Here is a 25,960-nt window from a genome sequence, read left to right as displayed (position 1 = left end):
CGCCGCGGAGCTGCACCGGCCCCCGGACCGACCGAGATTTTGCGCCGTGCCTCAGGGCACAACGGCGCGCGACACCCAGGCTTCATCCCCTTTCGGAAGGTAGAGAGTGTCCTCTTCCATCACCGCACCCGAGGGCATCATCAACCCGCCCATTGATGAGCTTCTCGAGGCCACCGACTCGAAGTACAGCCTCGTGATCTACGCCGCCAAGCGCGCGCGCCAGATCAACGCGTACTACTCCCAGCTCGGCGAGGGCCTGCTCGAGTACGTCGGCCCGCTGGTCGACACGCACGTCCACGAGAAGCCCCTCTCGATCTCGCTCCGCGAGATCAACGCGGGTCTGCTGACCTCCGAGGCCATCGAGGGCCCCGCGCAGTAAGCAGCAGTACGTCACCAAGGGCCCGGCAAGGGGGCACCGCCCGGCGTCCAGCCGGGGGAGCGACCGCCGGGCCTTTGGTGTGTCATAGGGGCGTACGGACCTACGGACCTTCAGCTCGGGGAGCGGCGAAGCGATGGACAAGCGGGAGCGGGAGCGGCCCAGGGTCGTCCTGGGTGTCAGCGGCGGCATCGCCGCGTACAAGGCGTGTGAGCTGCTGCGTCGGCTCGCCGAGTCCGGGCACGACGTACGGGTGGTGCCCACCGCCTCGGCCCTGCACTTCGTCGGCGAGGCCACCTGGTCGGCGCTGTCCGGCAACCCGGCCACCACCGAGGTCTGGGAGTCCGTCCACGAGGTCCCGCACGTCCGCATCGGCCAGGCCGCCGACCTCGTCGTGGTCGCACCCTGTACGGCCGACATGCTCGCCAAGGCCGCCCACGGCCTCGCCGACGACCTGCTGACGAACACGCTCCTCACCGCCCGCTGTCCGGTGGTCTTCGCCCCGGCGATGCACACCGAGATGTGGGAGAACCCCGCCACGCAGGAGAACGTCGCCACGCTCCGCCGCCGCGGTGCGATCGTCGTCGAGCCCGCCGTCGGCCGGCTGACCGGCGTCGACACCGGCAAGGGCCGCTTCCCCGACCCGGTCGAGATCTTCGAACTCTGCCGCCGGGTCCTGGCCCGCGGCGCACAGGGCGCCTCGGTGTCGGACCTCGCGGGCCGCCATGTGGTCGTCACCGCCGGCGGTACCCGTGAACCGCTGGACCCCGTCCGCTATCTGGGCAATCGCTCCTCCGGCAAGCAGGGCTACGCGCTCGCCGCGACCGCGGCCGCCCGCGGCGCCCGGGTCACGCTCGTCGCGGGCAACACCGAGCTGCCCGACCCCGCCGGGGTGGACGTACTGCGCATAGGCACCGCCCGCCAGCTCCGGGAGGCCGTCCTGAAGGCCGTGGCGGACGCCGACGTGGTCGTCATGGCCGCGGCCGTCGCCGATTTCCGTCCCGCCGTCTACACCACCGGCAAGATCAAGAAGGTCGAGGGCCAGGAGCCGGAACCAGTCACCCTGGTCCGGAATCCGGACATCCTCGCCGAGCTCTCCGCCGACCGCGCCCGCCCCGGGCAAATCGTCGTGGGCTTCGCCGCGGAGACCGACGACGTGCTGGCCAACGGCCGCGCCAAGCTCGCCCGCAAGGGCTGTGACCTGCTGGTCGTCAATGAGGTCGGCGAGCACAAGGCCTTCGGTTCGGCCGAGAACGAGGCGGTGATCCTGGCTGCCGACGGCACCGAGACCCCGGTCCCGTACGGCCCCAAGGAAGCCCTGGCAGACACCGTCTGGGACCTGGTGGCCCCGCGCCTGACCTAGGTCCGGGGCCTGCTCCGGCCCGTACGGCCGAATCTCGCCTATCGGTCACCCCAACGGCCCCACGAAAACCGGCGTGTCCCCTTGACCCGACCCATACTCAAGGTGATCGTCCTACCGTGAGGCGTGGTGTTGCAGGTCACGAGGGGTCCATAAATCGAGACCGCGTGCCCGAACGCCACATACGACCGATAAACTGGCGAGTGGATCGGGCCGAGCGCAGCTCTCGGCCCTTCCGCCAATGATCAGCCAGCAGCCGCTGCAACCCCAGGGAGCGATGTGTCCCGCCGCCTGTTCACCTCGGAGTCCGTGACCGAGGGCCACCCCGACAAGATCGCTGACCAGATCAGCGACACCATCCTCGACGCCCTCCTCAAGGAGGACCCGACCTCCCGGGTCGCCGTCGAGACGCTGATCACCACCGGCCTGGTCCATGTGGCCGGCGAGGTGACGACCAAGGCGTACGCCGACATCCCCAACCTCGTCCGCAACAAGATCCTGGACATCGGTTACGACTCGTCCAAGAAGGGCTTCGACGGCGCCTCCTGCGGCGTCTCGGTCTCCATCGGCGCGCAGTCCCCGGACATCGCCCAGGGTGTCGACACCGCGTACGAGAACCGCGTCGAGGGCGATGACGACGAGCTGGACCGACAGGGCGCGGGCGACCAGGGCCTGATGTTCGGCTACGCCTGCGACGAGACGCCCGAGCTGATGCCGCTCCCGATCAACCTGGCGCACCGGCTCTCCCGCCGCCTGTCCGAGGTGCGCAAGAACGGGACCATCCCCTACCTGCGCCCCGACGGCAAGACCCAGGTCACCATCGAGTACGACGGCAACAAGGCCGTCCGCCTCGACACCGTCGTGGTCTCCTCGCAGCACGCCAGCGACATCGACCTCGACTCGCTGCTCGCACCCGACATCCGCGAGTTCGTCGTCGAGCACGTCCTCAACCAGCTCGTCGAGGACGGCATCAAGCTGGACACCGACGGCTACCGCCTCCTGGTCAACCCGACCGGCCGCTTCGAGATCGGCGGCCCGATGGGTGACGCCGGCCTGACCGGCCGCAAGATCATCATCGACACCTACGGCGGTATGGCCCGCCACGGCGGCGGTGCCTTCTCCGGCAAGGACCCGTCCAAGGTCGACCGCTCGGCCGCCTACGCCATGCGCTGGGTCGCCAAGAACGTCGTCGCGGCCGGCCTCGCGGCCCGCTGCGAGGTCCAGGTCGCCTACGCCATCGGCAAGGCCGAGCCGGTCGGCCTCTTCGTCGAGACCTTCGGCACCGCCACCGTCGACACCGACAAGATCGAGCAGGCCATCGCCGAGGTCTTCGACCTCCGCCCGGCCGCGATCATCCGGGACCTCGACCTGCTGCGCCCGATCTACTCCCAGACCGCCGCCTACGGCCACTTCGGCCGTGAGCTGGAGGACTTCACCTGGGAGCGCACGGACCGCGTGGAGGCACTGCAGAAGGCCGCCGGGCTGTAAGCAGGCCCCTTCGCCGACGCAGCCCACGGCCCCGGACCGCCCAGCGGTCCGGGGCCGTGGGCTGTCCGCTGTGCGGCTGCTCGCCACCGCTCGCTGTCAGTGCGGTCTGCTAAGACTGAAGCTGTGAGCAGGCAGAACGGGCGAGCGGAGGAGGGGGCGTCGGAAGTGGGGGAGCAGCTGGCGCTGATCCGGGAGGCCGTGCGGGAGACCAAGGCCGAGCGGGCCAAGCCGCGGACGTGGCGGGGGGCCGAGCTGGCCGCGGAGCTGCCGGTGGCGCGGGTGCTGGTCGACAAGGGGCTGGTGCACCTCGACCGCTACTTCGACTACGCCGTGCCGGCGGCGATGGACGCCGAGGCGCAGCCCGGCGTGCGGGTGCGGGTGCGGTTCGGGGCGGGGGAGAAGGGGGGCCGCCGGGAGGGCGGCAAGCTCGTCAGCGGGTTCATCGTGGAGCGGGTGGCGCAGAGCGAGTATCGGGGGGTGCTCGCGCCGATCGCCCAGGTGCTGTCGCCGGAGCGGGTGCTGGGCCCCCGGCTGCTGGCGCTGTGCCGGGCCGTGGCGGACCGGTATGCGGGGACGCTGGCCGATGTGGTGCAGCTGGCGGTGCCGCCGCGGCGGGCGCGCGCGGAGGCCAAGCCGTCGCCCGATCCGCTGCCGCCCAACGCGCCGCCCGATCCGGGGAGTTGGGAGCGGTACGCGGCCGGGCCCGGGTTCCTGGCGGCGCTCGCGCGAGGGGATGCGCCGCGCGCGGTATGGACGGCGCTGCCGGGGGCGACCTGGCCGCAGGAGCTGGCGCGGGCGGCGGCCGCGGCGCTGGCCGGCGGACGCGGGGCCCTGGTGGTGGTGCCGGACGGGCGGGCCGCGGCGCGGGTGGACGCGGCGCTCGGTGAGCTGATCGGGGCGGGGCGGCATGTGCTGCTGACCGCCGATGCGGGGCCCGAGGAGCGGTATCGGCGCTGGCTCGCGGTCAGCCGGGGCTCGGTGCGCGCCGTCGTCGGGACCCGGGCGGCGATGTTCGCGCCGGTCGCCGATCTGGGGCTGGTGGCGCTGTGGGACGACGGGGACGCCAGCCACAGCGATCCCCATGCGCCGCAGCCGCATGCCCGCGAGGTGCTCATCCAGCGGTCGGTGAGCGAGCGGGCCGGCTTCCTGCTGGGTGGGCTGAGCTGCACGGTCGAGGCGGCGCAGCTGGTCGAGACCGGCTGGGCAAGGCCGCTGGCGGCGGAGCGCGAGCAGGTGCGGACCGCGGCGCCGCGGGTGCGTACGGTCGGGGACGGCGACGAGGCGCGCGATGCCGCGGCGCGGGCGGCGCGGCTGCCGACGATGGCCTGGCAGGTGGTGCGGGAGGGGCTCAAGCGCGGGCCGGTGCTGGTGCAGGTGCCGCGCCGCGGATATGCGCCGCGGCTGGCGTGCGAGCGCTGCCGCACCCCGGCGCGGTGCCGGGCCTGTGCCGGCCCGCTGGAGGCGCAGGCGGCGGGGGACCTGGGCTGCGCATGGTGCGGACGCCCGGAGCCGGACTGGCACTGCGCCGAGTGCGGTGGCGCTCGGCTGCGGGCCCAGATCGTGGGGGCGCGGCGGACGGCGGAGGAGCTGGGCCGGGCCTTTCCGGCGGTCCCGGTGCGGACGTCCGGGCGCGATCATGTGCTGACCTCGGTCCCCGAAGTGCCCGCGCTCGTGGTGAGCACGCCGGGCGCGGAGCCGGTGGCCGAGGGCGGCGGCTATGCGGCCGCGCTGCTGCTGGACGGCTGGGCGCTGCTCGGGCGACCGGATCTGCGGGCCGGGGAGGAGGCGCTGCGCCGCTGGCTGGCCGCCGCCGCGCTGGTCCGCGGCCAGGCCGAGGGCGGCACGGTCGCGGTGATCGCGGAGCCCACGCTGCGTCCCGTGCAGGCGCTGGTGCGCTGGGATCCGGTGGGCCATGCGGTCCGCGAGCTGTCCGAGCGGGCCGAGCTGGGGTTCCCCCCGGTGTCCCGGATGGCCTCGGTGACCGGCCGCGCCGAGGATGTCGTCGAGCTGCTGAGGGCCGCCGAACTCCCCGAGGGCGCCGAGGTGTTGGGGCCGGTCCCGCTGCCGGTGCCGGATCCCGGGCGGCCGCGCCGGCCGGGCGACCCGCCCGCCGGTGAGGAGTGGGAGCGCGCGCTCGTTCGGGTCCGTCCCGGCCAGGGAACGGCGCTTGCCGCGGCACTCAAGGCGGCCCGGGCGGCGCGGCTGGTCAAGCGGGAGGGAGAGGCGGTACGCGTACGGGTCGACCCGCCGGACCTGGGGTGAGCTCGGCCGGCCGGGGGCGGGACCGCCTGCTCCTCGCAGTTGCCAGGCGTCGCCCGCTCCGTACCGGCGCCGCTCCTGCGGCGCGGACGTGGTGCCGCGGACATGGCGCTACGGACGTGCACCGCGGATGGCCCCGTAGAAAAAATGGCGCCGCCCCGGGACCGTAGCCGGCGCTCGGTCCCGGGGCGTTGGCGAGCGTGCGCAGGGCCGCGCCCGGTGTGGCCGGTGAAGCGGGGTCAGCCGTTGCGGGGCCCGGGGAAGGCGCCCGGGCGGGTCGCCTCGTCGCGGGCGGCGGGCCCGGAGGGCTGGGCGGGCAGGGAGCGGGAGCCGGGCACGGACGGCGAACTCGGCAGCCCGGTGGCCATGGTCACCGCGCGGGGCGAGGCGGACTCGGACGAACGCACCGCAGGCTCGCCGCCGCCGTCGGCCGCGGGTTGGGCGGCGGCGGCCCTGCGGGCGCCGTAACGGCGGTGCACGGCCTGCTTGGTGACGCCGAGCGCCGAACCCACCGCGTCCCACGAGAAGCCCAGCGAACGGTCGAAGTCGACCGCGGCCGTGACGAGTGTTTCGACGCTGTCCCGCAACTCCTGGGCCAGGCGCACGGTCGGCGCGGGCGCGCGTCCGTAGACGACGAAGCCCGCGGAGGGGCCGGTACGCCGCGGCCGGTAGACGTTGCCGAGCTGAGCGGTCAGCGTGCGCAGTGCGTCCACCTGCCGGCGGACCCGCTCGATGTCCCGCACCAGGAGATGCAGGCTGGCGCGCGCCTGGGCGTCGTGGGTTGCGTGGTCGGCCATGAGCAAGCCTCTCGAACCGGCGTGGAAAAGGAAGGGGTTAATGCGATCGGGCCGCCGAGGCGGCCCGGTCCGGGTCAATGCTGTTTGACCAACGCGACAGCAGCGGCTCTGGTCACGGTATGGGGGCGTACGAGCTTGCGTGCGAGGCGCGGGAAATGTCGTACGCCCCCTGTATCCACCGCTGTGACCGGGACCAAGCCCCATAGACTGGTGTGTCGTTCCGCTGCGTGTGAGAGGTAGATCGCCACCTATGAGGCTTGTCTTCGCCGGTACCCCCGAGGTCGCCGTACCCGCCCTCGATGCCCTGATCGCCTCGGACCGGCATGACGTCGTGGCCGTCGTGACCAGGCCCGACGCGCCCGCCGGCCGCGGACGGAGGCTGGTCGCCAGCCCCGTCGCGGAGCGCGCGCAGGAGGCCGGCATCGAGGTCCTCAAGCCCCTCAAGCCGCGCGACGAGGACTTCCTGGCCCGGCTGCGGGAGATCGCGCCGGACTGCTGCCCGGTCGTCGCCTACGGTGCGCTGCTGCCGAAGGTCGCGCTCGACATCCCCGCCCAGGGGTGGGTCAATCTGCACTTCTCGCTGCTGCCCGCGTGGCGGGGCGCGGCGCCCGTCCAGCACTCGGTGCTCGCGGGCGACGAGGTGACCGGTGCCTCGACCTTCCTGATCGAGCAGGGGCTGGACTCCGGCCCGGTCTACGGGGTGTTGACCGAGGAGGTCCGTTCGACGGACACCAGCGGCGATCTGCTCACCCGGCTGGCGTTCGCCGGTGCCGGACTGCTCGTCGCGACGATGGACGGCATCGAGGACGGCACGCTCCAGGCCGTACCGCAGCCGGCCGAGGGCATCACCCTCGCGCCGAAGATCGAGGTCGAGGACGCCAAGGTGGACTGGACGACGCCGGCGCTCCGCGTCGACCGGGTGGTCCGCGGCTGCGCGCCCGCGCCCGGGGCCTGGACGGTCTTCCGCGGCGAGCGCCTCAAGCTGATGTCGGCCGCCTCCGCCGCCGGGCACGCCGAACTCGGCCTCGCGCCCGGCGAACTGGCCGTCACGAAGAAGGCCGTGTACGTCGGCACCGGCAGCCACCCCGTCGAACTGGTCTGGGTCCAGCCGCAGGGCAAGAAGCCGATGAAGGCGGCGGACTGGGCGCGCGGCGTACGCATCGAGAAGGGCGAGCGACTGGGGGACACGCCGTAAGGGGATGCGGGGGCGGGGTGGGTCGGGCCTTAGGGGGCGGGCGAACACATCCCGTAGGGGGTGCGGGCGCCCCTTGCGGGCCACAACGTGGGGGGGTGGGGAGGTATTCCGGCGGGCTTGCCGGTCGCCCCTGCGAACCGGTAGCAGCCCCTGCGAGCCATCGCCCGCCATCCCCGCAGGCTCCCGCTGTCCGGGCCGCGTAGGCTGGGACGGGCCCCTCTGTGGGCAGAACCCCTATCCCGTATCCGGAGCACCTTTTCTGTGAGTGAGCAGCCTCGCCGTCGCCCCAGCAAGCCCCATCGCCGCCCGAAGAAGGACCCGGTCAGGGTCCTCGCGTTCGAGGCGTTGCGGGCCGTCGACGAGCGGGACGCGTACGCCAACCTCGTCATGCCGCCGCTGCTGCGCAAGGCGCGTGAGAGCGGTGGCTTCGACAGCCGGGACGCGGCGCTGGCGACGGAGCTGGTCTACGGGTCGCTGCGGCGCCAGGGGACGTACGACGCGATCATCGCGCAGTGCGTGGACCGGCCGCTGCGGGAGGTGGACCCGCCGGTCCTGGACGTGCTGACGCTCGGCGCGCATCAGCTGCTCGGCACCCGGATCCCCACCCATGCCGCGGTCAGCGCCAGCGTCGAGCTGGCGCGGGTGGTGCTGGGCGACGGCCGGGCGAAGTTCGTCAACGCGGTGCTGCGCAAGGTCGCCGCCCATGACCTGGACGGCTGGCTGGAGCGGGTCGCCCCGGAGTACGACGAGGACCCCGAGGAGCACCTCGGCGTCGTGCACGCCCACCCCCGCTGGATCGTCTCGGCGCTGTGGGACGCCCTCGGCGGCGGCCGCGCCGGTATCGAGGACCTGCTGGAGGCGGACAACGAGCGCCCCGAGGTCACGCTGGTGGCGCGGCCCGGCCGATCCACCACCGAGGAGCTGATGGCGGCCGCCGGCGAGGAGAGCGCACTGCCCGGGCGCTGGTCGCCGTACGCGGTCCGGCTCGCGGAGGGCGGCGAGCCCGGCGCGCTGGACCCGGTACGGGAGGGGCGCGCCGGTGTGCAGGACGAGGGCAGCCAGCTGGTCGCCCTGGCGCTGGCGAACGCGCCGGTCGAGGGGCCCGACCGCGCCTGGCTCGACGGCTGTGCGGGCCCCGGCGGCAAGGCGGCGCTGCTGGCCGCCCTCGCCGCGGAGCGCGGCGCGGCCCTGCTGGCCTCGGAGAAGCAGCCGCACCGCGCCCGACTGGTGGCCCGTGCGCTGGAGGGCAACCCCGGCCCGTACACGGTGATCGCCGCCGACGGCACCCGCCCCGCCTGGCGGCCCGGTGCCTTCGACCGGGTCCTGATGGACGTGCCGTGCACCGGCCTGGGGGCGCTGCGCCGGCGGCCGGAGGCCCGCTGGCGGCGCCGACCGGAGGACCTGGACGGCTTCGCGCCGCTGCAGCGCGAGCTGCTGCGGCAGGCGCTCGCGGCGGTGCGGGTCGGCGGGGTCGTCGGCTATGCGACCTGTTCGCCGCACCCGGCCGAGACCCGGGCCGTGGTGGACGACGTCATCAAGGGCCGCGGCGGGGCGCCGGTGCAGGTGGAGTGGGTCGACGCCCGGCCGCTGATGCCGGGTGTACCGGCGCTCGGCGACGGCCCGGACGTCCAGCTGTGGCCCCATCTGCACGGCACGGACGCGATGTATCTGGCGCTGCTGCGACGCACGGGCTGAGGGACGGGACGAGGAACGGGCCGAGGGCGGGCGCCGCCGGACCCGGTGGTCGAGGAGGCCCGCCCGGGGCGGTCTCGTGGTCCCGGCTCCGGCCCCGCCGGGCCAGGACGCCATACTGGTCCCATGGCCTTGATCAACCCCAGCATCCTGTCCGCAGACTTCGCCCGGCTCGCCGAGGAGGCGAAGGCCGTCGAGGGCGCCGACTGGCTGCATGTCGACGTCATGGACAACCACTTCGTCCCGAACCTCACCCTCGGCGTGCCGGTCGTCGAGTCGCTGAGCAAGGCGACGGACACCCCGCTCGACCTGCATCTGATGATCGAGGACCCGGACCGCTGGGCGCCGCAGTACATCGAGGCCGGGGCCGGGTCGGTGACCTTCCACGCGGAGGCGGCGGCCGCGCCGGTGCGGCTGGCGCGGGAGATCCGGGCCAAGGGCGCGCGGGCGTCGATGGCGCTGAAGCCGGCCACGCCCATCGAGCCGTACGAGGACCTGCTCCCCGAGCTGGACATGCTGCTGATCATGACCGTGGAGCCGGGCTTCGGCGGCCAGGCGTTCCTGGACATCATGCTGCCGAAGATCCGCCGCACCCGTGAGCTGATCTCCCGGCACGGGCTCCAGCTGTGGCTCCAGGTCGACGGCGGGGTCTCCGCCTCGACTATCGAGCGCTGCGCGGAGGCCGGCGCCGACGTGTTCGTGGCCGGTTCGGCGGTCTACGGCGCGGACGACCCGGCCAAGGCGGTGCGGGACCTGCGGGAGAAGGCCGAGGCGGCGACCGCGGCGGCGGGCTGGGGCTGCGCGCACTGATTCGGGAGACGGGCCGGCGGCCCGGCCGGTGCGCGCCAGGGGGACGCCCTCGTGGCCCGGTCGCGCCACCCGTTGTCCGCGGCGCAATCGAGCGTTCACTACGGTCGAGGCGCCGATGGTCCCCGTTGGCCTCGGGTTTCTGAAAGGATGAGCAAAGACTCGATCAGATGCGCCAAAGGGGAGAATTTCGTGGTAGCCAGCCGCCCACAGTCCGGAATGGGCCCTGCCGAGCTGGTGCAGGCTGCGGCCATGGCCCGCCGTTTCTATCTTGAGGGAAAGTCGAAGATCCAGATCGCCGAGGAGTTCGGCGTCAGCCGCTTCAAGGTCGCGCGGGTGCTGGAGACGGCACTGGAGCGTGATCTCGTACGGATCGAGATCCGGGTGCCCTCCGAACTGGACGCCGAGCGCTCCGACGCCCTGCGGGCCCGCTACGGCCTGCGGCACGCCGTGGTCGTCGAGTCGCCCGCGGACGCTCCCCCCGCCTTCGGCGGCCAGACCCCGCCCGAGGACGCCGCCGACCCCGAGAACCTCGGTGAGGTCGCGGCCGACCTCCTCGGCGAGCTGGTCACCGAAGGCGATGTGCTCGGCCTCGCCTGGGGCCGGTCGACCATCCACATGGCGGCCGCGCTGCACCGGCTCCCGCCGTGCACCGTCGTGCAGTTGACCGGGGTCTACGACGCGGGCACCGCCGACCGCGGCTCGGTCGAGGCGGTGCGCCGCGCGGCCGACGTCTCCGGGGGCGAGGCGCACCCGATCTACGCGCCGATGCTGCTGCCCGACTCGGCGACGGCCGAGGCGCTGCGCCGGCAGACCGGCATCGCCCGCGCCTTCGAGTACTTCGACAAGGTCACCGTCGCCTGCGTCTCCATCGGCTCCTGGGAGCCGGGCGTCTCGACCGTCTACGACATGCTGAGCGAGCAGGAGCGGGAGCACTACGCCTCGCTGGGCGCGGCCGCCGAGATGTCCGCGCACCTCTTCGACGCCGAGGGCCGCCGGATCGGCCGGGACCTGGGCGAGCGGTGCATCACGGTCGAGGCGGACCGGCTGCGCCGCATTCCGGAGGTCGTCGCCATCGCGGGCGGCCGGCGCAAGGCCGCGGCGATCGGCGCGGTGCTGCGCTCCGGGCTGGTGACGAGCCTGGTCACCGACACCGCCGCCGCCGACCACCTGCTGCTGGAGACCGGCCCCGGGCCGCGGCCGGCGCTGGACCGGGCGGATCCCGACGGGGCGTGACGCCCCCCGGGTGGCCGCGGAGTCCGGTCACCCCCGACACGCTCGCCGCCGGCCACCCCCGAGGCGCCCATCGGCGAGCGGCTCGCGTAGGCCTGTGACAGCATCGGCGCCATGGAGATCCACTCCGCCCCGCGCCGAGCCGCCGCCGTCCTCGGCGCGCTGCTCGCCGGCCTGCTCCTCGTCCTCACCGGATGTGCCACCGGCGGTGGCGACAAGGGGAGTTCACCCGGATCGCCGCGGGCCGCGGCCACCGTCGCCACCCCGGCGCCGGGCACCTCCGCCGTTCCCGACTGGGCGCGGGGCATGCCCGTCGTCCCGGTCGGCGCGCTGCCCTCCCAGGCGCGCGACACCCTCCGGCTCATCGACGCCGGCGGGCCCTTCCCCTACCGGCAGGACGGGACCGTCTTCGGCAACCGCGAGAGGCTGCTGCCCCGTCAGGCGCGCGGTTACTACCACGAGTACACGGTCCCCACCCCCTCCTCGCCGGACCGCGGCGCCCGCCGCCTGGTCACCGGCCTGGGCCACGAGACGTACTACACCGACGACCACTACCGAAGCTTCAAGGCGGTGCTGCGATGACCGGCAAGGCGGTACGGCGATGACGGGCACGGTTCCGCGGCCGCTCAAGGCGGTGCTCGACGGCAGTACGCCCGCCGGGGTGCTGACCTGGCCCGCCGAGCGCCCGGTGGCCGACGCCCTGGCGGCGGCCCGGGACGCCGGCTGGACCGGCGCGTCGCTGGAGCTGGACGGGGCCCGGGACAAGGCCGCCTTCCTGCAGCGGTGCGCCGACGCGCTGCGGCTGCCGTCCTGGTTCGGCCACAACTGGGACGCGCTCGCCGACTGCCTCACCGACCTGTCGTGGTGCCCGGCCGACCGCGGCCGGCTGCTGGTCGTCACCGACTGGCAGGGCTACGCGGCCGCCGCCCCCGACGACTGGACCATCGTGGAGTCCGTCCTCGCGGACGCGGTCGGCTACTGGCGTGACACGGACACCGGACTGGCCGTGATCATGGCCCGCGGGCGGGGCCGGCAGGGGGCGTAGCGGCCTGACCAGGGGCGTCCCGGATACGTGGCGCAGGCCCCGTTGGCGGATCGCACACACGGCCCGGCGGCAGCTCGGACAATCGTATGAGCCCTGGTCAGGGCCCGTATCCTGGCCATATGCGATTCCTGAATCCGAAGAACGGCGCGCTCGAAGAGAGTTCTTCGGTGCCCTACGACCTGACCTACGACGATGTCTTCATGGTGCCCGGCCGCTCCGCCGTGGGCTCCCGCCAGGGTGTCGACCTGTCCTCGCCCGACGGCAGCGGCACGACCATCCCGCTCGTGGTCGCCAACATGACGGCGATCGCCGGCCGCCGGATGGCCGAGACCGTCGCCCGCCGCGGCGGCCTGGTCGTCATCCCGCAGGACATCCCGATCGACGTCGTCACCGACGTGGTCACCTGGGTCAAGCGCCGCCACCTGGTGCTGGACACGCCGATCGTGCTCTCCCCGGTCTCGACCGTCGCCGACGCGCTGGCGCTGCTGCCCAAGCGTGCGCACGGCGCGGGCATCGTCGTCGAGGGCGGCCGCCCGGTCGGTGTCGTCACCGAGCACGACCTGGCCGGGGTGGACCGCTTCACCCAGGTCTCCGAGGTCATGTCCAAGGACCTGCTGGTCCTGGACGCCGACATCGACCCGCGCGAGGCCTTCAACCGCCTCGACGCCGCCAACCGCAAGCTCGCGCCCGCGGTCGACGCGGACGGCATGCTGGTCGGCATCCTGACCCGCAAGGGCGCCCTGCGCGCCACCCTGTACACCCCCGCCACGGACGCCGACGGCAAGCTGCGGATCGCCGCCGCCGTCGGCATCAACGGCGATGTGGCCGGCAAGGCCAAGGCGCTGCTGGACGCCGGCGTGGACACGCTCGTCGTGGACACCGCGCACGGTCACCAGGAGTCGATGATCAGCGCGATCAAGGCCGTCCGGGCGCTGGACCCGCAGGTCCCGATCGTGGCGGGCAACATCGTCGCCGCCGAGGGCGTCCGCGATCTGATCGAGGCCGGCGCGGACATCATCAAGGTCGGCGTCGGACCGGGCGCGATGTGCACCACCCGCATGATGACCGGTGTCGGCCGGCCGCAGTTCTCCGCGGTGCTGGAGTGCGCCGCCGAGGCCAGGAAGTACGGCAAGCACGTCTGGGCCGACGGCGGTGTGCGCCACCCCCGCGACGTCGCCATGGCGCTGGCCGCCGGCGCCTCCAACGTCATGATCGGCTCCTGGTTCGCCGGCACGCTCGAATCGCCCGGCGACCTCCAGCACACCGCGGACGGCCGGCCGTACAAGGAGAGCTTCGGCATGGCCTCCGCGCGTGCGGTGCAGCGGCGGACGAGCGAGGAGTCGGCCTACGACCGGGCCCGCAAGGGGCTCTTCGAGGAGGGCATCTCCACGTCCCGGATGTTCGTCGACCAGGCGCGCCCCGGCGTCGAGGACCTGATCGACTCGATCATCGCGGGCGTCCGCAGCTCCTGCACCTACGCGGGCGCGGCCTCCCTGGCCGAGTTCGCCGAGAAGGCCGTGGTCGGCGTGCAGAGCGCCGCCGGCTACGCCGAGGGCAAGCCGCTCCACGACAGCTGGAACTGATCCGCCACGGGGCCGCACAGCGGCTCCGCCGGCCCGGCTCACCGGCCCCGCACCTCATCGGTGCGGGGCCGCCCGCGTATCCGGACACCGATCGGCCCGGTGTATGCACCACGGGTGTCCACCCCTTGGACGCCCCGTCGGCGGTCCCCGGCGTTCGGACCCTGGCGCGCAACGAACCACCGCCCGCGGCGCCCGTGCGCAACGATCGGCCGTGGTTGCGCAAGGAACCCGCATTACGGCAGGTCAACGGCGGCCCGTAAGGTCATGCGCTGTACGTGGAGTGGCGGAGACCGTCTGCTCGGCGGTCTCCTGCTGCAGGTGGCTTCGGCATGCCTGCACAACGGCCGCTGCCGGTCGCCGTCCTCCGAACCCGCCTTGACCGGCAGCGATGAAGGAGCCACCCCAGTGTTGGAGCACGGCGCAGCCCCACCCGCAGGGGACCGCGACACCCAGCCACCCGCCCCCGGAGGCCTCGGCACCCGGCTGATGCGGCGCAAACCGGTCGAGCGGCTGGTCGCCGAGGGCGGCAAGGGGGAGGGCGGTTCGCTCCGCCGCTCCATGGGCGTATGGCAGCTGACCATGATCAGCATCGGTGCCACGCTCGGCACCGGAATCTTCGTGGTCCTCGGCGAGGCCGTGCCGGACGCCGGACCCGCGGTCGTGATCTCCTTCATCATCGCCGGCATCACCGCGCTGTTCTCGGCGCTGTCGTACGCGGAGCTGGCCGGCACCATCCCGGTCTCCGGATCGTCCTACTCCTACGCCTACGCCACCCTCGGTGAGCTGGTGGCCTGGGTCTGCGGCTGGTGCCTGATCCTGGAGTACGGCGTCTCGGTCGCGGCCGTCGCCGTGGGCTGGGGCGAGTATCTGAACGAACTGCTCAACGGCGTCTTCGGCTTCACCATCCCCGACGCGCTGTCCGCACCGCCCGGCGACGGCGGCATCTTCAACCTGCCGGCGCTGCTGGTGGTGCTGCTGGCGATGGCGTTCCTGCTGGGCGGGGCGAAGGAGAGCGCCCGGGCCAACACCGTCATGGTGCTCGTCAAGATCGTCGCGCTGCTGCTGTTCTGCGGCGTCGCCATCCAGGGCGTGCGGTCGGGCAACTACGAGAACTTCATGCCGATGGGCATGGCGGGCGTCAGCGCCGCGGGCGCGACCCTGTTCTTCTCGTACATCGGCTTCGACGCCGCCTCCACGGCCGGCGAGGAGGCCAAGAACCCGCAGCGCGACCTGCCGCGCGCGATCATGCTCTCGCTGGTGATCGTCACCGCCCTGTACTGCCTGGTCGCGGCGATCGCCGTGGGCGCGATGCCGTGGCAGAAGTTCCAGGGCTCCGAGGCCGCGCTGGCCGGGATCATGAAGGCCGTCACCGGACAGAGCTGGTGGGCCGTGCTGCTCGCGTTCGGCGCGGTCATCGCCATCGCCAGCGTCGTGCTGACCGTGCTCTACGGCCAGACCCGGATCCTCTTCGCGATGTCCCGCGACGGCCTGGTGCCGAAGGCGTTCTCCAAGGTGCACGCCAAGAGCGGTGTGCCGCGCGTCAACACGGTGATGGTGTCGCTGTTCTGCGGCGTGCTGGCCGCGGCGGTGCCGCTGGGCCAGCTGGCCGACGCCACCAGCATCGGCACCCTCTTCGCCTTCGCGCTGGTCAACGTGGCCGTGATCGTGCTGCGCCGGACGCGTCCCGACATGCCGCGTACCTTCCGTACGCCGCTCTCCCCGCTCTTCCCGGCGATCGGCTTCGTGCTGTGCCTCTGGATGATGTACAGCCTGGAGGCGGTGACCTGGGTGGTCTTCGGTGTCTGGATGGCCGTGGGCCTTGTGGTCTACTTCGGATACGGCTTGCGCCGCTCCCGATTGGCCACATCAGAGAAGTGATCCACCCGCAGTGCGACTGAACGATCTCGACGAACGCATCGTCCACGCCCTCGCCGAGGACGCCCGCCGCAGCTATGCCGACATCGGCCAGGAGGTCGGGCTGTCCGCACCGGCCGTCAAGCGCCGGGTGGACCGGCTGCGGGCCGACGGAGCGATCACCGGCTTCACCGTACGGGTGGACCCGGCCGCGCTCGGCTGGGAGACCGAGGGCTACATCGAGATCTACTGCCGCCGCAACACCTCGCCCGAGGCGATACACCGCGGCCTGTCGCGCTACCCGGAAGTGGCGTCCGCCTCCACCGTCACCGGTGAGGCGGACGCCCTCGTCCAGGTCTTCGCCTCCGACATGCGCCACTTCGAGCGGGTGCTGGAACGGATCGCGGGCGAGCCGTTCGTGGAGCGGACGAAGTCGGTGCTGGTGCTGTCGCCGCTGCTGCGGCGCTACAGTTCGGGCGCTCCGGGCTAGGGCCGCATCAGGCCCCTCAGGCCCCTCGGCCCCTCAGGCCTCCGCCCCGGCCCCGAGGCCCGCCGGCAGTCGCGGCGGCGTCCCCCGCGTCCAGGCGATGCGCAGCGAGGCGGCCGCGATTCGCCAGCCGTCCGCGGTCCTGACCAGCTCGTTGTCGGCGTGACCGGCCGAGATGAAGACCTCTCCGGAGCCGTCCGCGAGGACATGGGTGCTCAGCTGGGCGCCGCGGGCGGTGGCCCGGTCGCCGTCGATCTCGATGACGGCATTGCCGCCCAGGTGCACGGTCCGGTCGAACAGGGCCATCCCGCGCCGGACGTGCGCGAGCAGGGCGTCGCGCCCCCGCACGGTGCCGATGGGCATCTCGGCGGTGACGTCCTCGGTGTGGAAGGCACGGGCCCACGCCTCGTCGAACCGCCCCTCGTCCAGGGAGCGGAGGTAGCGGTCCATCAGGTCGGTGATCTCGGCGCGGTCGGTCAGGTACTGGAGCCGGTGCCGGATCTGGTGCTGCATCGCTTCGGTGTCCATGCCGGAGAGCGTGCTACCTCAAGCGGACTTGAGGTCAAGGCGTCACATGCCCGATCCACGAGCCGCGCCCGTCCGTGCGCACTACAGTCCAGTGGATCAATGCAGTGGATTAACGCCGAACGCAAAGTCTGGACTCCGTGATTGTGCGACACGCATCCGTCGATCTGAACCTGCTGACGGCGCTGGACGCCCTGCTGGCGGAGGAGAGCGTGACCGCGGCCGCCGACCGGCTCGGGCTCTCCGGGCCCGCCATGAGCCGCACCCTCGGCCGGATCCGCCGGACCATCGGCGACCCCGTCCTCGTCCGCGCCGGCCGCACGATGGTGCCGACCCCGCGCGCCCTGGAGATCAGGGCAGAGGTGCGCCGGCTGGTGGAGGCCGCACACGGTGTGCTCGCACCGTCCGCGCCCGCCGACCCGGCCCAGCTCGCCCGGATCTTCACCCTCAACGCCAACGACCTCCTCGTCACCGCCCTCGGCCCCCGCCTGGTCGCCCTCGCCGCCGAGGAGGCCCCGCAGGTCGTGCTGCGCTTCCTCGGGGAGAGCTATATCGACGTGCCGCTGCTGCGCGACGGCGCCGCGGACCTGGAGCTGGGCGTCATCGACAGCCGCGAGCCGGAGATCCGTACGGAGGAGCTGTTCACCGATCGCGCGGTCGCCGTGGTGCGTGACGACCACCCGCTGACCACCGTCAAGCTCACCCCCCGCCGCTACGCCGACGCCCCGCACCTCAACTTCACCCGCCGCGGCCGGCTCACCGGCCCCGTCGACACCGCGCTCGCCGAACTCGGGCTGCGCCGCAAGGTGATCGCCACCGTGCCCACCTTCGCCGCCTCCCTGATGATGGTCCGCGACAGCGACGCGGTCGGCCTGGCGAGCGAGCTGGCCGCGGCGTCGGTGATCCGCGGCCTGGGCCTGCGCACCCTGCCGATCCCGTTCGACCTGCCGGCGATGACCATGGAGATGGCCTGGCACCCGCGCCACGAGGCCGACGCGGGGCACATCTGGCTGCGCGACCTCACCCGCCGCGCCGTGGCGCAGGCGATCAGTGCCGCACCCGCCACGGCACGACGGTGAAGTCGCCGCTCTCCAGGATCTCGAAGGGCGCCGACGCCGCGCACGGGGGCAGGTCCTTGGTCTTCGCCGGATCGTCGGTGGCCCAGCTGTAGCCGAGCCGGTCGTGCCGGCCGTGGTCGCTGACGCTGAAGCCGACCCGCTTGCCCTTCAGCCCCGGCCGGTCGGTCCTGGTGACGATGCCGGAGGCGGTGGCGATCTTGCCGCCGGTGATCAGACAGTCGATCCGTCCCTCCGCGAAGCCGCTGGTCCCGTTCGGGAAGACATGGCTGAAGCGGAAGGTGCCCCGCGCGTCGAGCGGCCCCTGGTCCGCGCGGAAGCGGGCGTCGAACGAGAAGTGGATGTTGTCGCCGGCCGAGCGGTAGAGCTTGGCGGAGCCGGTCAGGCTGGGGCCCTCGGCGGCCCGGGAGTCCGCCTGCCCGGGGCGGGCGGCGGGCGCACCGCCGGCGGCGTCGGCGGCGGCCGAGCCGACGGCCACGGCGGACAGCAGCGCCAGCGCGCCGGTCGCGGCGATCGCGATCCGCCTGCGGGAGCGGCGGCCGGGGAAGGAGTCGGGGGCGCGCAGGGGACACGGCGGCGTTGCGGCGCGGGAGGACAGGGCTCATGACGGGGCCTTTCGGGGGCTGGACGAGCCGACCGGTGTCTCCGGACGCCTCCCACGCTGCCGTCCGCGCGCCGGCGCCACATCGCGCCGTGGGGCGACCCACCTCCGCCACGCGGCGGAAGGCCCGGCCCGCCCCGCTACGACCACGGGCGCACCGGCCGTTCCACGGCGCCCCGGGCACGCCGGTCCGACCTGCAAGAACGCCGGGCGCAACGAATCGCCGGGGACTCGCTTGAACGCGCAATGAATCGTCCATCGGCACGCAACGGTGGCGCCTTGTCCGGAATCGTCGCCGCCCCGTACCGTCAATGCGTCCCGCCCGAACCGTCCGCCGAGGGGTCCCATGACGTCGCTGCACACCGCCCTGCTCCAGAGTTCGGGCCGGCCCGGCGATGTCGCGCACAACCTGCGGGTGCTCGGTGACGCGGCCCGCGAGGCGGCCTCGACCGGCGCCGGGCTGCTGGTCTGCCCCGAGCTGTTCCTGACCGGCTACGCGATCGGCGGCGAGGTGCACCGCCTCGCCGAGCCCGCCGACGGCGACAGCGGCCGGGCCGTCGGTGAGATCGCCGCCGAGCACGGCATCGCGGTGCTCTACGGCTACCCCGAGCGCGCCGGCCACGACGACGCCGACAGCGCCGCGGTCTACAACTCCGCGCAGCTCATCGGCCCCGGCGGCGAGCGTCTGGCGAACTACCGCAAGACCCACCTCTTCGGCTGCTTCGAGCGCGAATGGTTCACCCCCGGCGACCGGGCGGTCGTCCAGGCCGAGCTGTCCGGCGTCCGCATCGGCGTGCTGATCTGCTACGACGTGGAGTTCCCGGAGAACGTCCGGGCGCATGCGCTGGCCGGCACCGATCTGCTGCTGGTGCCCACCGCGCAGATGCACCCCTTCCAGTTCGTCGCCGAATCCGTCATCCCGGTCCGCGCCTTCGAGAACCAGATGTACGTGGCGTACGTCAACCGGGTCGGCCAGGAGGGCGAGTTCGAGTTCGTCGGCCTGAGCTGCCTGGCCGGCCCGGACGGTGTCGTACGCACCCGTGCCGGCCGCGGCGAGCAGCTGGTGCGGGCCGACGTGGACGCCGCCTTCTTGAAGGAGTCCCGGGCGGAGAACCCGTATCTGCACGACCGGCGGCCCGAGCTGTACGGCCCGCTGACGTGACCTGACCCGCCCACCCCCGTTCGCCGCAGGGCCGGCCCGCGCCGCCCTGCCCGCGCCGCCCTGCCTGCGCCGGGCGCCCCCGCCCTGCCCGCTCAACCCTGCCCTGCCTGCGAGGAGTCCGCCCCCATGACGTCCACGGTGCCCACCGCCGCCCACCACGCGGATGCCCAGCCGCCGATCACCATGTTCGGCCCGGACTTCCCGTACGCCTACGACGACTTCCTCGCCCACCCCGCGGGCCTCGGCCAGATCCCCGCGGTCGAGCACGGCAAGGAGGTCGCGGTCATCGGCGGCGGCCTCTCCGGCATCATCACCGCCTACGAGCTGATGAAGATGGGCCTCAAGCCCGTCGTCTACGAGGCCGACCAGATAGGCGGCCGGCTGCGCACCGTCGGCTTCGAGGGCACCGGCGCCGAGGGGGCGGGCCTGACCGCCGAGATGGGCGCCATGCGCTTCCCGCCGTCCTCGACGGCGCTGCAGCACTACATCGACCTGGTCGGCCTTGAGACCACGCCGTTCCCCAACCCGCTGGCGCCGGACACCCCCTCCACCGTCGTCGACCTCAAGGGCGAGTCGCACTACGCCGTCACGGTCGACGACCTGCCGCAGGTCTACCGCGACGTGATGAACGCGTGGAACGCCTGCCTGGAGGAGGGCGCCGACTTCTCCGACATGAACCAGGCGATGCGCGAGCGCGATGTGCCGCGCATCCGGGAGATCTGGGCGCGGCTCGTCGAGAAGCTCGACAACCAGACCTTCTACGGGTTCCTCTGCGACTCGGAGGCGTTCAAGTCCTTCCGGCACCGCGAGATCTTCGGCCAGGTCGGCTTCGGCACCGGCGGCTGGGACACCGACTTCCCCAACTCCATCCTGGAGATCCTGCGGGTCGTCTACACCGAGGCCGACGACCACCACCGCGGCATCGTCGGCGGCAGCCAGCAGCTGCCGCTGCGCCTGTGGGAGCGCGAGCCGGCGAAGATCGTGCACTGGGCGCCCGGCACCTCGCTGGCGTCGCTGCACGACGGCACCCCGCGTCCCGCCGTGACCCGGCTGCACCGCACCGCCGGCAACGCCATCACGGTGACCGACGCCGACGGCGACATCCGCACCTACGAGGCGGCCGTCTTCACCGCGCAGTCCTGGATGCTGCTGAGCAAGATCGCCTGCGACGACTCGCTGTTCCCCATCGACCACTGGACGGCGATGGAGCGCACCCACTACATGGAGTCGTCCAAGCTGTTCGTTCCCGTCGACCGGCCGTTCTGGCTGGACAAGGCCGTCGACGACAGGGGAAATCCGACCGGCCGGGACGTGATGAGCATGACGCTCACCGACCGGATGACCCGCGGTACCTACCTCCTCGACGACGGTCCGGACAAGCCCGCCGTCATCTGCCTGTCGTACACCTGGTGCGACGACAGCCTGAAGTGGCTGCCGCTGGACGCGAACGAGCGGATGGAGGTCATGCTCAAGTCGCTGTCGGAGATCTATCCGAAGGTCGACATCCGCAAGCACATCATCGGCAACCCGGTCACCGTCTCCTGGGAGAACGAGCCCTACTTCATGGGCGCGTTCAAGGCCAACCTGCCCGGCCACTACCGCTACCAGCGGCGGCTGTTCACCCACTTCATGCAGGACCGCCTCCCCGAGGACAAGCGCGGAATCTTCCTCGCCGGCGACGACATCTCCTGGACGGCGGGCTGGGCCGAGGGCGCGGTGCAGACCGCGCTGAACGCGGTGTGGGGCGTGATGCACCAATTCGGCGGCAGCACCGATGCCACCAACCCCGGACCGGGCGACCTGTACGACGAGATCGCGCCGATCGAGCTGCCGGAGGACTGAGCACCACCGCAGGCCTGTGGACAGTGGACTGCGTACAGAGGACTGCGGACAAGGGGCCCGGCACACCGCCGGGCCCCTTCTCGCTTGCCCAGGGTGTGTTCGGCCTAGACTCCGGCCGCCCGCGCCGCCGCGTACACCTCCGCCGCGAGGTCCTTGAGTTCCTGCGCGTCCCGGGCCCCGCCCTGCAGATCGATCAGGATCTCCTCCACGCCCACCGCGGCATGCGCGGCCAGGTCCTCGGCGATCTGCGGGGCGCTGCCCTGGAAGGGCTTGCGGTCCGGGCCGTCGTACGCCTTGGAGGTGTGCTGGGTGTTCACCCGCAGCACGCTGCGCACCGGCTCCCCGCGACCCCGCTCGGCGGCCAGCTCCTGCACCTGGCGCCACTGCTCGGCCAGCTTCTTCGCGCCCATGCCGACCGGCATCCAGCCGTCCGCCCGGTCGACCAGCCGGCGCAGCGCGCGGGGGCTGTTGGCGGGCAGCAGGATCGGGATCGGCCGCTTCGGCTTGGGCCCGACGACGGACGGCGCGATGGTGGTCAGCGGCCCCTCGTACGCCACCGGGTCCGGGCCCCACACCGCGTGGCAGACGTCGATCAGCTCGTCGAGCACCTTGCCGCGCCGGTCGAACGGGGCGACGGCGGCGGCCGCGTACTCGTCCCGCGACCAGCCGGTACCCAGGCCCGCGACCACCCGGCCGCCGCTCGCCGCGTCCAGCGACGCGAGGCCGCGGGCCAGCTGGAAGGGCACGTGAAGCGGGGCCACCAGCACGCTGGTGCCGAGCCGGGCCCGCTCTGTGGCGGACGCCGCCAGCGTCAGGGTCACCAGCGGGTCGGCCACCGAGCGGTACTGATCGGGCCAGGGCAGGCCCGGGATGCCGTACAGCCCCTGCGTGGCGGGCTCGGGGAACAGGATCCGCTCGAAGACCCACAGGCTCTCGTATCCGATGTGCTCCGCCGCCCGCGCCACGTCGGGAACGTCGCGTCCGATGTCGTACTGCCGCATCTGCGGAAGGCCCAGGCCGAGTCGGATGCCCATGCACGCACTCCTTCGTCTCAGGTGTTCCCTTGCCCCCGTGCCCTGCCGGCCAACGTAGCGCCGACCCAGGGAGGTTCAAGGTTGAAACACGTCGATGTGGTGGACCGGGGAGCGCCGGCCGAGGAGGGCGGGCCGCGGACGCCGGGCTGGGTCAGCCGGGCAGCGGGGTCAGCAGCATCCGTCCCACCAGGCCCACCCCGGCGTCCAGCCGCTCGGTGAACTCCGCCGCCACCTGGGGCAGTCCGCGGACGCTCCACAGCGCCCGGGCCGCGACCCAGGCGCCGTCCCTGGCCTTGTCCAGGCTCCACGACCCGATCAGATGCGTCAGCGGATCGGCGATGTCCAGCACGTCGGGGCCGGGCATCAGCCGCTCCCGGATCCGCTCCTCCAGGCTCACCAGCACTCCGCCCACCCGGTCGAAGTCGCCCTCCAGCACCTGCGGTTCGCACTCCAGCGCCCGGCAGGTGTCCAGCACCGCGAGCGCCAGGTCGTGGCCGATGTGGGCGTTGATCCCGGCCAGCGCGAACTGCAGCGGGCGCACGCCGGGGTGGCGGCGCAGCTGGAGCAGCGGCCGCCAGCAGGCCGGCGGCCGCAGCCCGGCGGCCGCGGCGTCCACCGCGTCGAAGTAGCGCCGCGCGAAGCGGAGGTCCAGCTCGCCGGCGGCCCGCGGATCCGTGAACCCGCCGTGGGCCAGGCGCCGGGCCACCGCTTCGGTGACGGTCAGATAGACGCCGTTGAAGACGGCCACTCCGTCCTCGGGGGGCAGCGCGGCGTCCAGCTCCCGCATCCGCGCCAGCACCTCCGCCACGCCCGTGGCGGCCGCGGTCCTCGGCGGGTCATGGTCGTCGCCGCATTCCTGAGTCGTCGTCATCCGTTCAGCGTGACACCCGCATTACGGCTGCCGGCGCCGCCCGATTGTCGATGCCCGAAACGGGGTAATAACCGGCGCGCCCTCTTGTGACTTCGCCCGGCGCGTGGCGGGACTTCCGGCGAGCCGGGAAAGAGGGCGCGACGCCTTGGTAAAACCCCTCCCTCTTTCGGCATCCAGGATGCGCCGTGCTGAACACGGCGCCGAATTCCGGAGGTTGGCGTATGTCCCGAAGCCTCTCCGCCGCGCTCACCACCGACCAGCGCGGCCGGCTACGGCATCTGGGTGGCGGCCCGCGGCGACCGGTCGAAATGGTCCGCGTACGCATTCGACTGGTCCAAGGATTACTGCTCCAAGTCGCCCGACAACCCCTTCGGCTTTCCCTTCGAGATCTCCTGCGCGCGACACGACTTCGGCCACCGCAACTACAAGAGGGCGGGTGCCTTCACCGCCGACAAACCACGGCTGGACAGCGCGCTCCACGCGGACCTGAAACGGGTCTGCGGGCGCTACTCCGGTGGCCGGAAGGCCTCCTGCAACAGCCTGGCCTGGACGTACTACCAGGCCGTCAGGCGACTCGGCCACTGAGGCGGGCGACGAAAGGGCGGCGTGGCCGTGGCGACCCGCGGTTTTGTTCGGTGGGAATCGTTCGGCTATTAATCACCTCGGCTCTGTGACGTGCAGGGCGTCGCAACAATGGAGAGTGATCATGGCGGGCTTCGGGTGGAAGCTGCACGGAGATGGCAAGCATCTGCAGCCCGGTGAGGTGGTCAGGCCCGGCGAGCGCCTGAGCTGGGGGCGGACGATCGGCCTCGGCGCCCAGCACGTCGTCTCCATGATCGGCGCATGCTTCGTCGCCCCGGTGCTCATGGGCCTGGACCCCGGCCTCGCCCTGATGGCGTCCGGGGTGGCGACCGTGCTGTTCCTGGTGATGACCCGTGGCCGCATCCCCAGCTACCTGGGGTCGTCGCTGTCCTTCGTGGGCGTGTCCGCGGTGATCGCGGGCCAGGGGGGCGACGCCGGGACCCTGACCGGCGCGATGTTCGTCGTGGGCGCCTGCCTGGCCGGTTGCGGTGTCGCCATCCACGTCCTGGGCGCCCGGGTGATCCACGCGGTGCTCCCGCCCACGGTGACCGGCGCGGTCGTCATGCTCATCGGCTTCAACCTCGCCCCCGTCACCGCCTCCGCCTACTGGCCCCAGGACCAGTGGACGGCCCTGGCCACGATGCTCTTCACCGGTCTCGCGCTGGTCGTGCTGCGGGGCTTCTGGTCGCGCATCGCGATCTTCCTGGGCCTGGTCTTCGGCTATGCGCTCTCCTGGGTCCTGGACCGCACCGCGGGAAAGATCCACTCGGTCGACGGCTCGGGCAAGCTCACCGACCACTGGCGCATCGACTTCTCCGGGGTCGCCGACGCCGACTGGCTCGGCGTCCCCACCTTCCACGCGCCGAACTTCTCGGCCTCCGCGATCCTGGTCGCACTGCCCGTGCTGGTGGCGCTGGTCGCGGAGAACGCGGGCCACGTCAAGGCCGTCGGCGAGATGACCGGCGATCCGCTGGACGACAAGATGGGCATGGCCATCGTCGCGGACGGCACGGCGACGATGCTCTCGACCGCGGTCGGCGGCCCGGCCACCACGACGTACGCCGAGAACATCGGGGTGATGGCCGCGACCCGCGTCTACTCGACGGCGGCCTACACCGCCGCCGCGGCCTTCGCGGTGCTCTTCGGCCTGTGCCCGAAGTTCGGCGCGGTGGTGGCCGCGATCCCCGGCGGCGTGCTGGGCGGCATCACCGTCATCCTGTACGGCATGATCGGCCTGCTCGGCGCCCAGATCTGGGTGCGGAACAAGGTGGACTTCACCGTCCCGCTGAACCTCATCCCCGCCGCGGCCGGCATCGTCATCGCCATCGGCGGGGTGACGCTGAAGTTCACGGAGCACTTCGAACTGAGCGGCATCGCGCTCGGCACCCTCGTCGTACTCACCGGCTACCACTCCCTGCGCTGGCTCTCCCGGGCGACGGCGGCTCCGCGGCAGGGCTCGCTCCTGGACGGCGGGACCACCGACTACGACGGCAGCGCCGGCACGTCCGACTGAGGCCGGACCGGTGGGCAAAGCGTTCTAAGCGGCCGCTTACGATGGCTCCGCACACCGAAACCGAAGAACCCCTGGAGCAGTTCCCCGTGAGCGTCGAACCCCTGCAGGCCGCCGACCCCGTCCCGTACGGGCAACTGGTCCCCGTCACCGTCCACTTCGACGACCTCGACGCGCTCGGCATGCTCCACAACTCCCGCTACCCGCTGCTGGCCGAACGCGCCTGGTCGGAGTACTGGCACGACCGGGGCTTCCGGTTCGACGGCGACTGGGCGGCCGCCGGGGACATGTGCAACGTCATCAAGGAGATGCGGGTCTCCTACGAGCGGCCGATCACCAGCCCGGGCCGCTACGCCGCACATCTGTGGGTCGAACGCCTCGGCCGTACCGGTCTGACCTACGGCTTCCGGCTCTGCTCGGCCGACGGCGCGACGACCTACGCCCAGGGGCACCGGGTGCTCGTCCGGGTCGACTCCCAGACGCTGCGGCCCACCCCGTGGTCGGACCGGGCCCGGGCGATCGCGGCGGAGCTGCTCCGGCCGGAGGCGGACGAGCGGCCGGCGGAGGCGGACGCGGCCTGA

General features: G+C 72.8%; 23 protein-coding genes and 1 pseudogene. 19 read left to right on the top strand and 5 right to left on the bottom strand.

The window, feature by feature from the left end:
• Positions 1 to 106: 106 nt before the first annotated feature.
• The 4 genes from rpoZ to WAB15_RS08255 all read left to right on the top strand — a co-directional run bounded on the left by rpoZ (position 107) and on the right by WAB15_RS08255 (position 5,486).
• A complete protein-coding gene (rpoZ, locus tag WAB15_RS08270; protein WP_039649019.1) occupies positions 107 to 379 on the top strand; it encodes a DNA-directed RNA polymerase subunit omega in 273 nt (90 codons plus the stop codon).
• A gap of 133 nt (positions 380 to 512) precedes the next feature.
• Entirely contained in the window at positions 513 to 1,739 is a 1,227-nt protein-coding gene (coaBC, locus tag WAB15_RS08265; RefSeq protein WP_399144078.1) for a bifunctional phosphopantothenoylcysteine decarboxylase/phosphopantothenate--cysteine ligase CoaBC, read from the top strand.
• Positions 1,740 to 2,015: 276 nt separating this feature from the next.
• Positions 2,016 to 3,224 carry a methionine adenosyltransferase gene (metK, locus tag WAB15_RS08260; protein WP_384485054.1) on the top strand — a complete coding sequence of 403 codons (1,209 nt, stop codon included), beginning with the start codon at positions 2,016 to 2,018 and terminating at the stop codon, positions 3,222 to 3,224.
• Between the two features lie 123 nt (positions 3,225 to 3,347).
• Positions 3,348 to 5,486 (top strand): primosomal protein N', encoded by a 2,139-nt coding sequence (locus WAB15_RS08255; protein WP_407285840.1) that lies wholly within the window; start codon positions 3,348 to 3,350, stop codon positions 5,484 to 5,486.
• A gap of 236 nt (positions 5,487 to 5,722) precedes the next feature.
• On the opposite strand, the gene WAB15_RS08250 is transcribed toward WAB15_RS08255, so the two are convergent.
• On the bottom strand, positions 5,723 to 6,280 hold the full coding sequence (locus WAB15_RS08250; protein ID WP_399144075.1) for a hypothetical protein: 558 nt from the start codon (positions 6,278 to 6,280) through the stop codon (positions 5,723 to 5,725).
• A gap of 250 nt (positions 6,281 to 6,530) precedes the next feature.
• On the opposite strand from WAB15_RS08250, the gene fmt reads away from it, so the two are divergent.
• The 9 genes from fmt (at position 6,531) to WAB15_RS08205 (ending at position 16,179) form a co-directional block, all read left to right on the top strand.
• Positions 6,531 to 7,475, top strand: a complete 945-nt coding sequence (gene fmt, locus WAB15_RS08245; protein ID WP_399144074.1) for a methionyl-tRNA formyltransferase — start codon at positions 6,531 to 6,533, stop codon at positions 7,473 to 7,475.
• 261 nt (positions 7,476 to 7,736) lie between these two features.
• On the top strand, positions 7,737 to 9,170 hold the full coding sequence (locus WAB15_RS08240; protein ID WP_399144073.1) for an RsmB/NOP family class I SAM-dependent RNA methyltransferase: 1,434 nt from the start codon (positions 7,737 to 7,739) through the stop codon (positions 9,168 to 9,170).
• Positions 9,171 to 9,293: 123 nt separating this feature from the next.
• The gene (gene rpe, locus WAB15_RS08235; protein WP_407285839.1) at positions 9,294 to 9,977 is read left to right on the top strand and encodes a ribulose-phosphate 3-epimerase; all 684 of its coding nucleotides are present in this window, start codon (positions 9,294 to 9,296) and stop codon (positions 9,975 to 9,977) included.
• 216 nt (positions 9,978 to 10,193) lie between these two features.
• Positions 10,194 to 11,210 carry a sugar-binding transcriptional regulator gene (locus WAB15_RS08230; RefSeq protein WP_399144071.1) on the top strand — a complete coding sequence of 339 codons (1,017 nt, stop codon included), beginning with the start codon at positions 10,194 to 10,196 and terminating at the stop codon, positions 11,208 to 11,210.
• A 111-nt stretch (positions 11,211 to 11,321) separates the two neighbouring features.
• Entirely contained in the window at positions 11,322 to 11,789 is a 468-nt protein-coding gene (locus tag WAB15_RS08225; RefSeq protein ID WP_399144070.1) for a ribonuclease domain-containing protein, read from the top strand.
• 19 nt (positions 11,790 to 11,808) lie between these two features.
• A complete protein-coding gene (locus tag WAB15_RS08220; RefSeq protein WP_399144069.1) occupies positions 11,809 to 12,252 on the top strand; it encodes a barstar family protein in 444 nt (147 codons plus the stop codon).
• 119 nt (positions 12,253 to 12,371) lie between these two features.
• Positions 12,372 to 13,835 carry a GuaB1 family IMP dehydrogenase-related protein gene (locus WAB15_RS08215; protein ID WP_399144068.1) on the top strand — a complete coding sequence of 488 codons (1,464 nt, stop codon included), beginning with the start codon at positions 12,372 to 12,374 and terminating at the stop codon, positions 13,833 to 13,835.
• Between the two features lie 405 nt (positions 13,836 to 14,240).
• Positions 14,241 to 15,713, top strand: coding sequence for an amino acid permease (locus WAB15_RS08210; RefSeq protein ID WP_399144067.1), 1,473 nt, complete (start codon positions 14,241 to 14,243; stop codon positions 15,711 to 15,713).
• Positions 15,714 to 15,723: 10 nt separating this feature from the next.
• Positions 15,724 to 16,179 carry an Lrp/AsnC family transcriptional regulator gene (locus WAB15_RS08205; RefSeq protein ID WP_362913651.1) on the top strand — a complete coding sequence of 152 codons (456 nt, stop codon included), beginning with the start codon at positions 15,724 to 15,726 and terminating at the stop codon, positions 16,177 to 16,179.
• A 33-nt stretch (positions 16,180 to 16,212) separates the two neighbouring features.
• Here WAB15_RS08205 and WAB15_RS08200 read toward each other — a convergent pair whose 3' ends face one another.
• Complete coding sequence (locus WAB15_RS08200) at positions 16,213 to 16,704, bottom strand: nuclear transport factor 2 family protein (protein WP_407285838.1); 492 nt, start codon at positions 16,702 to 16,704, stop codon at positions 16,213 to 16,215.
• A 137-nt stretch (positions 16,705 to 16,841) separates the two neighbouring features.
• On the opposite strand from WAB15_RS08200, the gene WAB15_RS08195 reads away from it, so the two are divergent.
• On the top strand, positions 16,842 to 17,780 hold the full coding sequence (locus WAB15_RS08195) for a LysR family transcriptional regulator (protein ID WP_407285837.1): 939 nt from the start codon (positions 16,842 to 16,844) through the stop codon (positions 17,778 to 17,780).
• On the opposite strand, the gene WAB15_RS08190 is transcribed toward WAB15_RS08195, so the two are convergent.
• Positions 17,749 to 18,255 (bottom strand): Repetin, encoded by a 507-nt coding sequence (locus WAB15_RS08190; RefSeq protein ID WP_407285836.1) that lies wholly within the window; start codon positions 18,253 to 18,255, stop codon positions 17,749 to 17,751. The genes WAB15_RS08195 and WAB15_RS08190 overlap by 32 nt on opposite strands.
• 469 nt (positions 18,256 to 18,724) lie before the next feature.
• Between WAB15_RS08190 and WAB15_RS08185 the strand changes: the two genes are divergently transcribed.
• On the top strand, positions 18,725 to 19,540 hold the full coding sequence (locus WAB15_RS08185) for a carbon-nitrogen hydrolase family protein (protein WP_407285835.1): 816 nt from the start codon (positions 18,725 to 18,727) through the stop codon (positions 19,538 to 19,540).
• Positions 19,541 to 19,666: 126 nt separating this feature from the next.
• Complete coding sequence (locus WAB15_RS08180) at positions 19,667 to 21,382, top strand: flavin monoamine oxidase family protein (protein WP_399144062.1); 1,716 nt, start codon at positions 19,667 to 19,669, stop codon at positions 21,380 to 21,382.
• A 104-nt stretch (positions 21,383 to 21,486) separates the two neighbouring features.
• Here WAB15_RS08180 and WAB15_RS08175 read toward each other — a convergent pair whose 3' ends face one another.
• Both WAB15_RS08175 and WAB15_RS08170 read right to left on the bottom strand, forming a co-directional pair.
• A complete protein-coding gene (locus tag WAB15_RS08175; RefSeq protein WP_399144061.1) occupies positions 21,487 to 22,416 on the bottom strand; it encodes an LLM class F420-dependent oxidoreductase in 930 nt (309 codons plus the stop codon).
• Between the two features lie 151 nt (positions 22,417 to 22,567).
• The gene (locus WAB15_RS08170) at positions 22,568 to 23,287 is read right to left on the bottom strand and encodes a DUF5995 family protein (RefSeq protein WP_399144060.1); all 720 of its coding nucleotides are present in this window, start codon (positions 23,285 to 23,287) and stop codon (positions 22,568 to 22,570) included.
• Positions 23,288 to 23,542: 255 nt separating this feature from the next.
• On the opposite strand from WAB15_RS08170, the pseudogene WAB15_RS08165 reads away from it, so the two are divergent.
• The 3 genes and pseudogenes from WAB15_RS08165 to WAB15_RS08155 all read left to right on the top strand — a co-directional run.
• Positions 23,543 to 23,872 (top strand): annotated as a pseudogene (locus tag WAB15_RS08165) (phospholipase); the annotation flags it as partial.
• A gap of 121 nt (positions 23,873 to 23,993) precedes the next feature.
• A complete protein-coding gene (locus tag WAB15_RS08160) occupies positions 23,994 to 25,382 on the top strand; it encodes a uracil-xanthine permease family protein (protein ID WP_399144059.1) in 1,389 nt (462 codons plus the stop codon).
• An 86-nt stretch (positions 25,383 to 25,468) separates the two neighbouring features.
• The gene (locus WAB15_RS08155; RefSeq protein ID WP_407285834.1) at positions 25,469 to 25,960 is read left to right on the top strand and encodes an acyl-CoA thioesterase; all 492 of its coding nucleotides are present in this window, start codon (positions 25,469 to 25,471) and stop codon (positions 25,958 to 25,960) included.

Origin of the sequence: Streptomyces sirii (assembly GCF_045690365.1) — a bacterium.
Lineage (GTDB): Bacteria > Actinomycetota > Actinomycetes > Streptomycetales > Streptomycetaceae > Streptomyces > Streptomyces sirii.
This window is presented reverse-complemented; position numbering and strand designations above follow the sequence as displayed.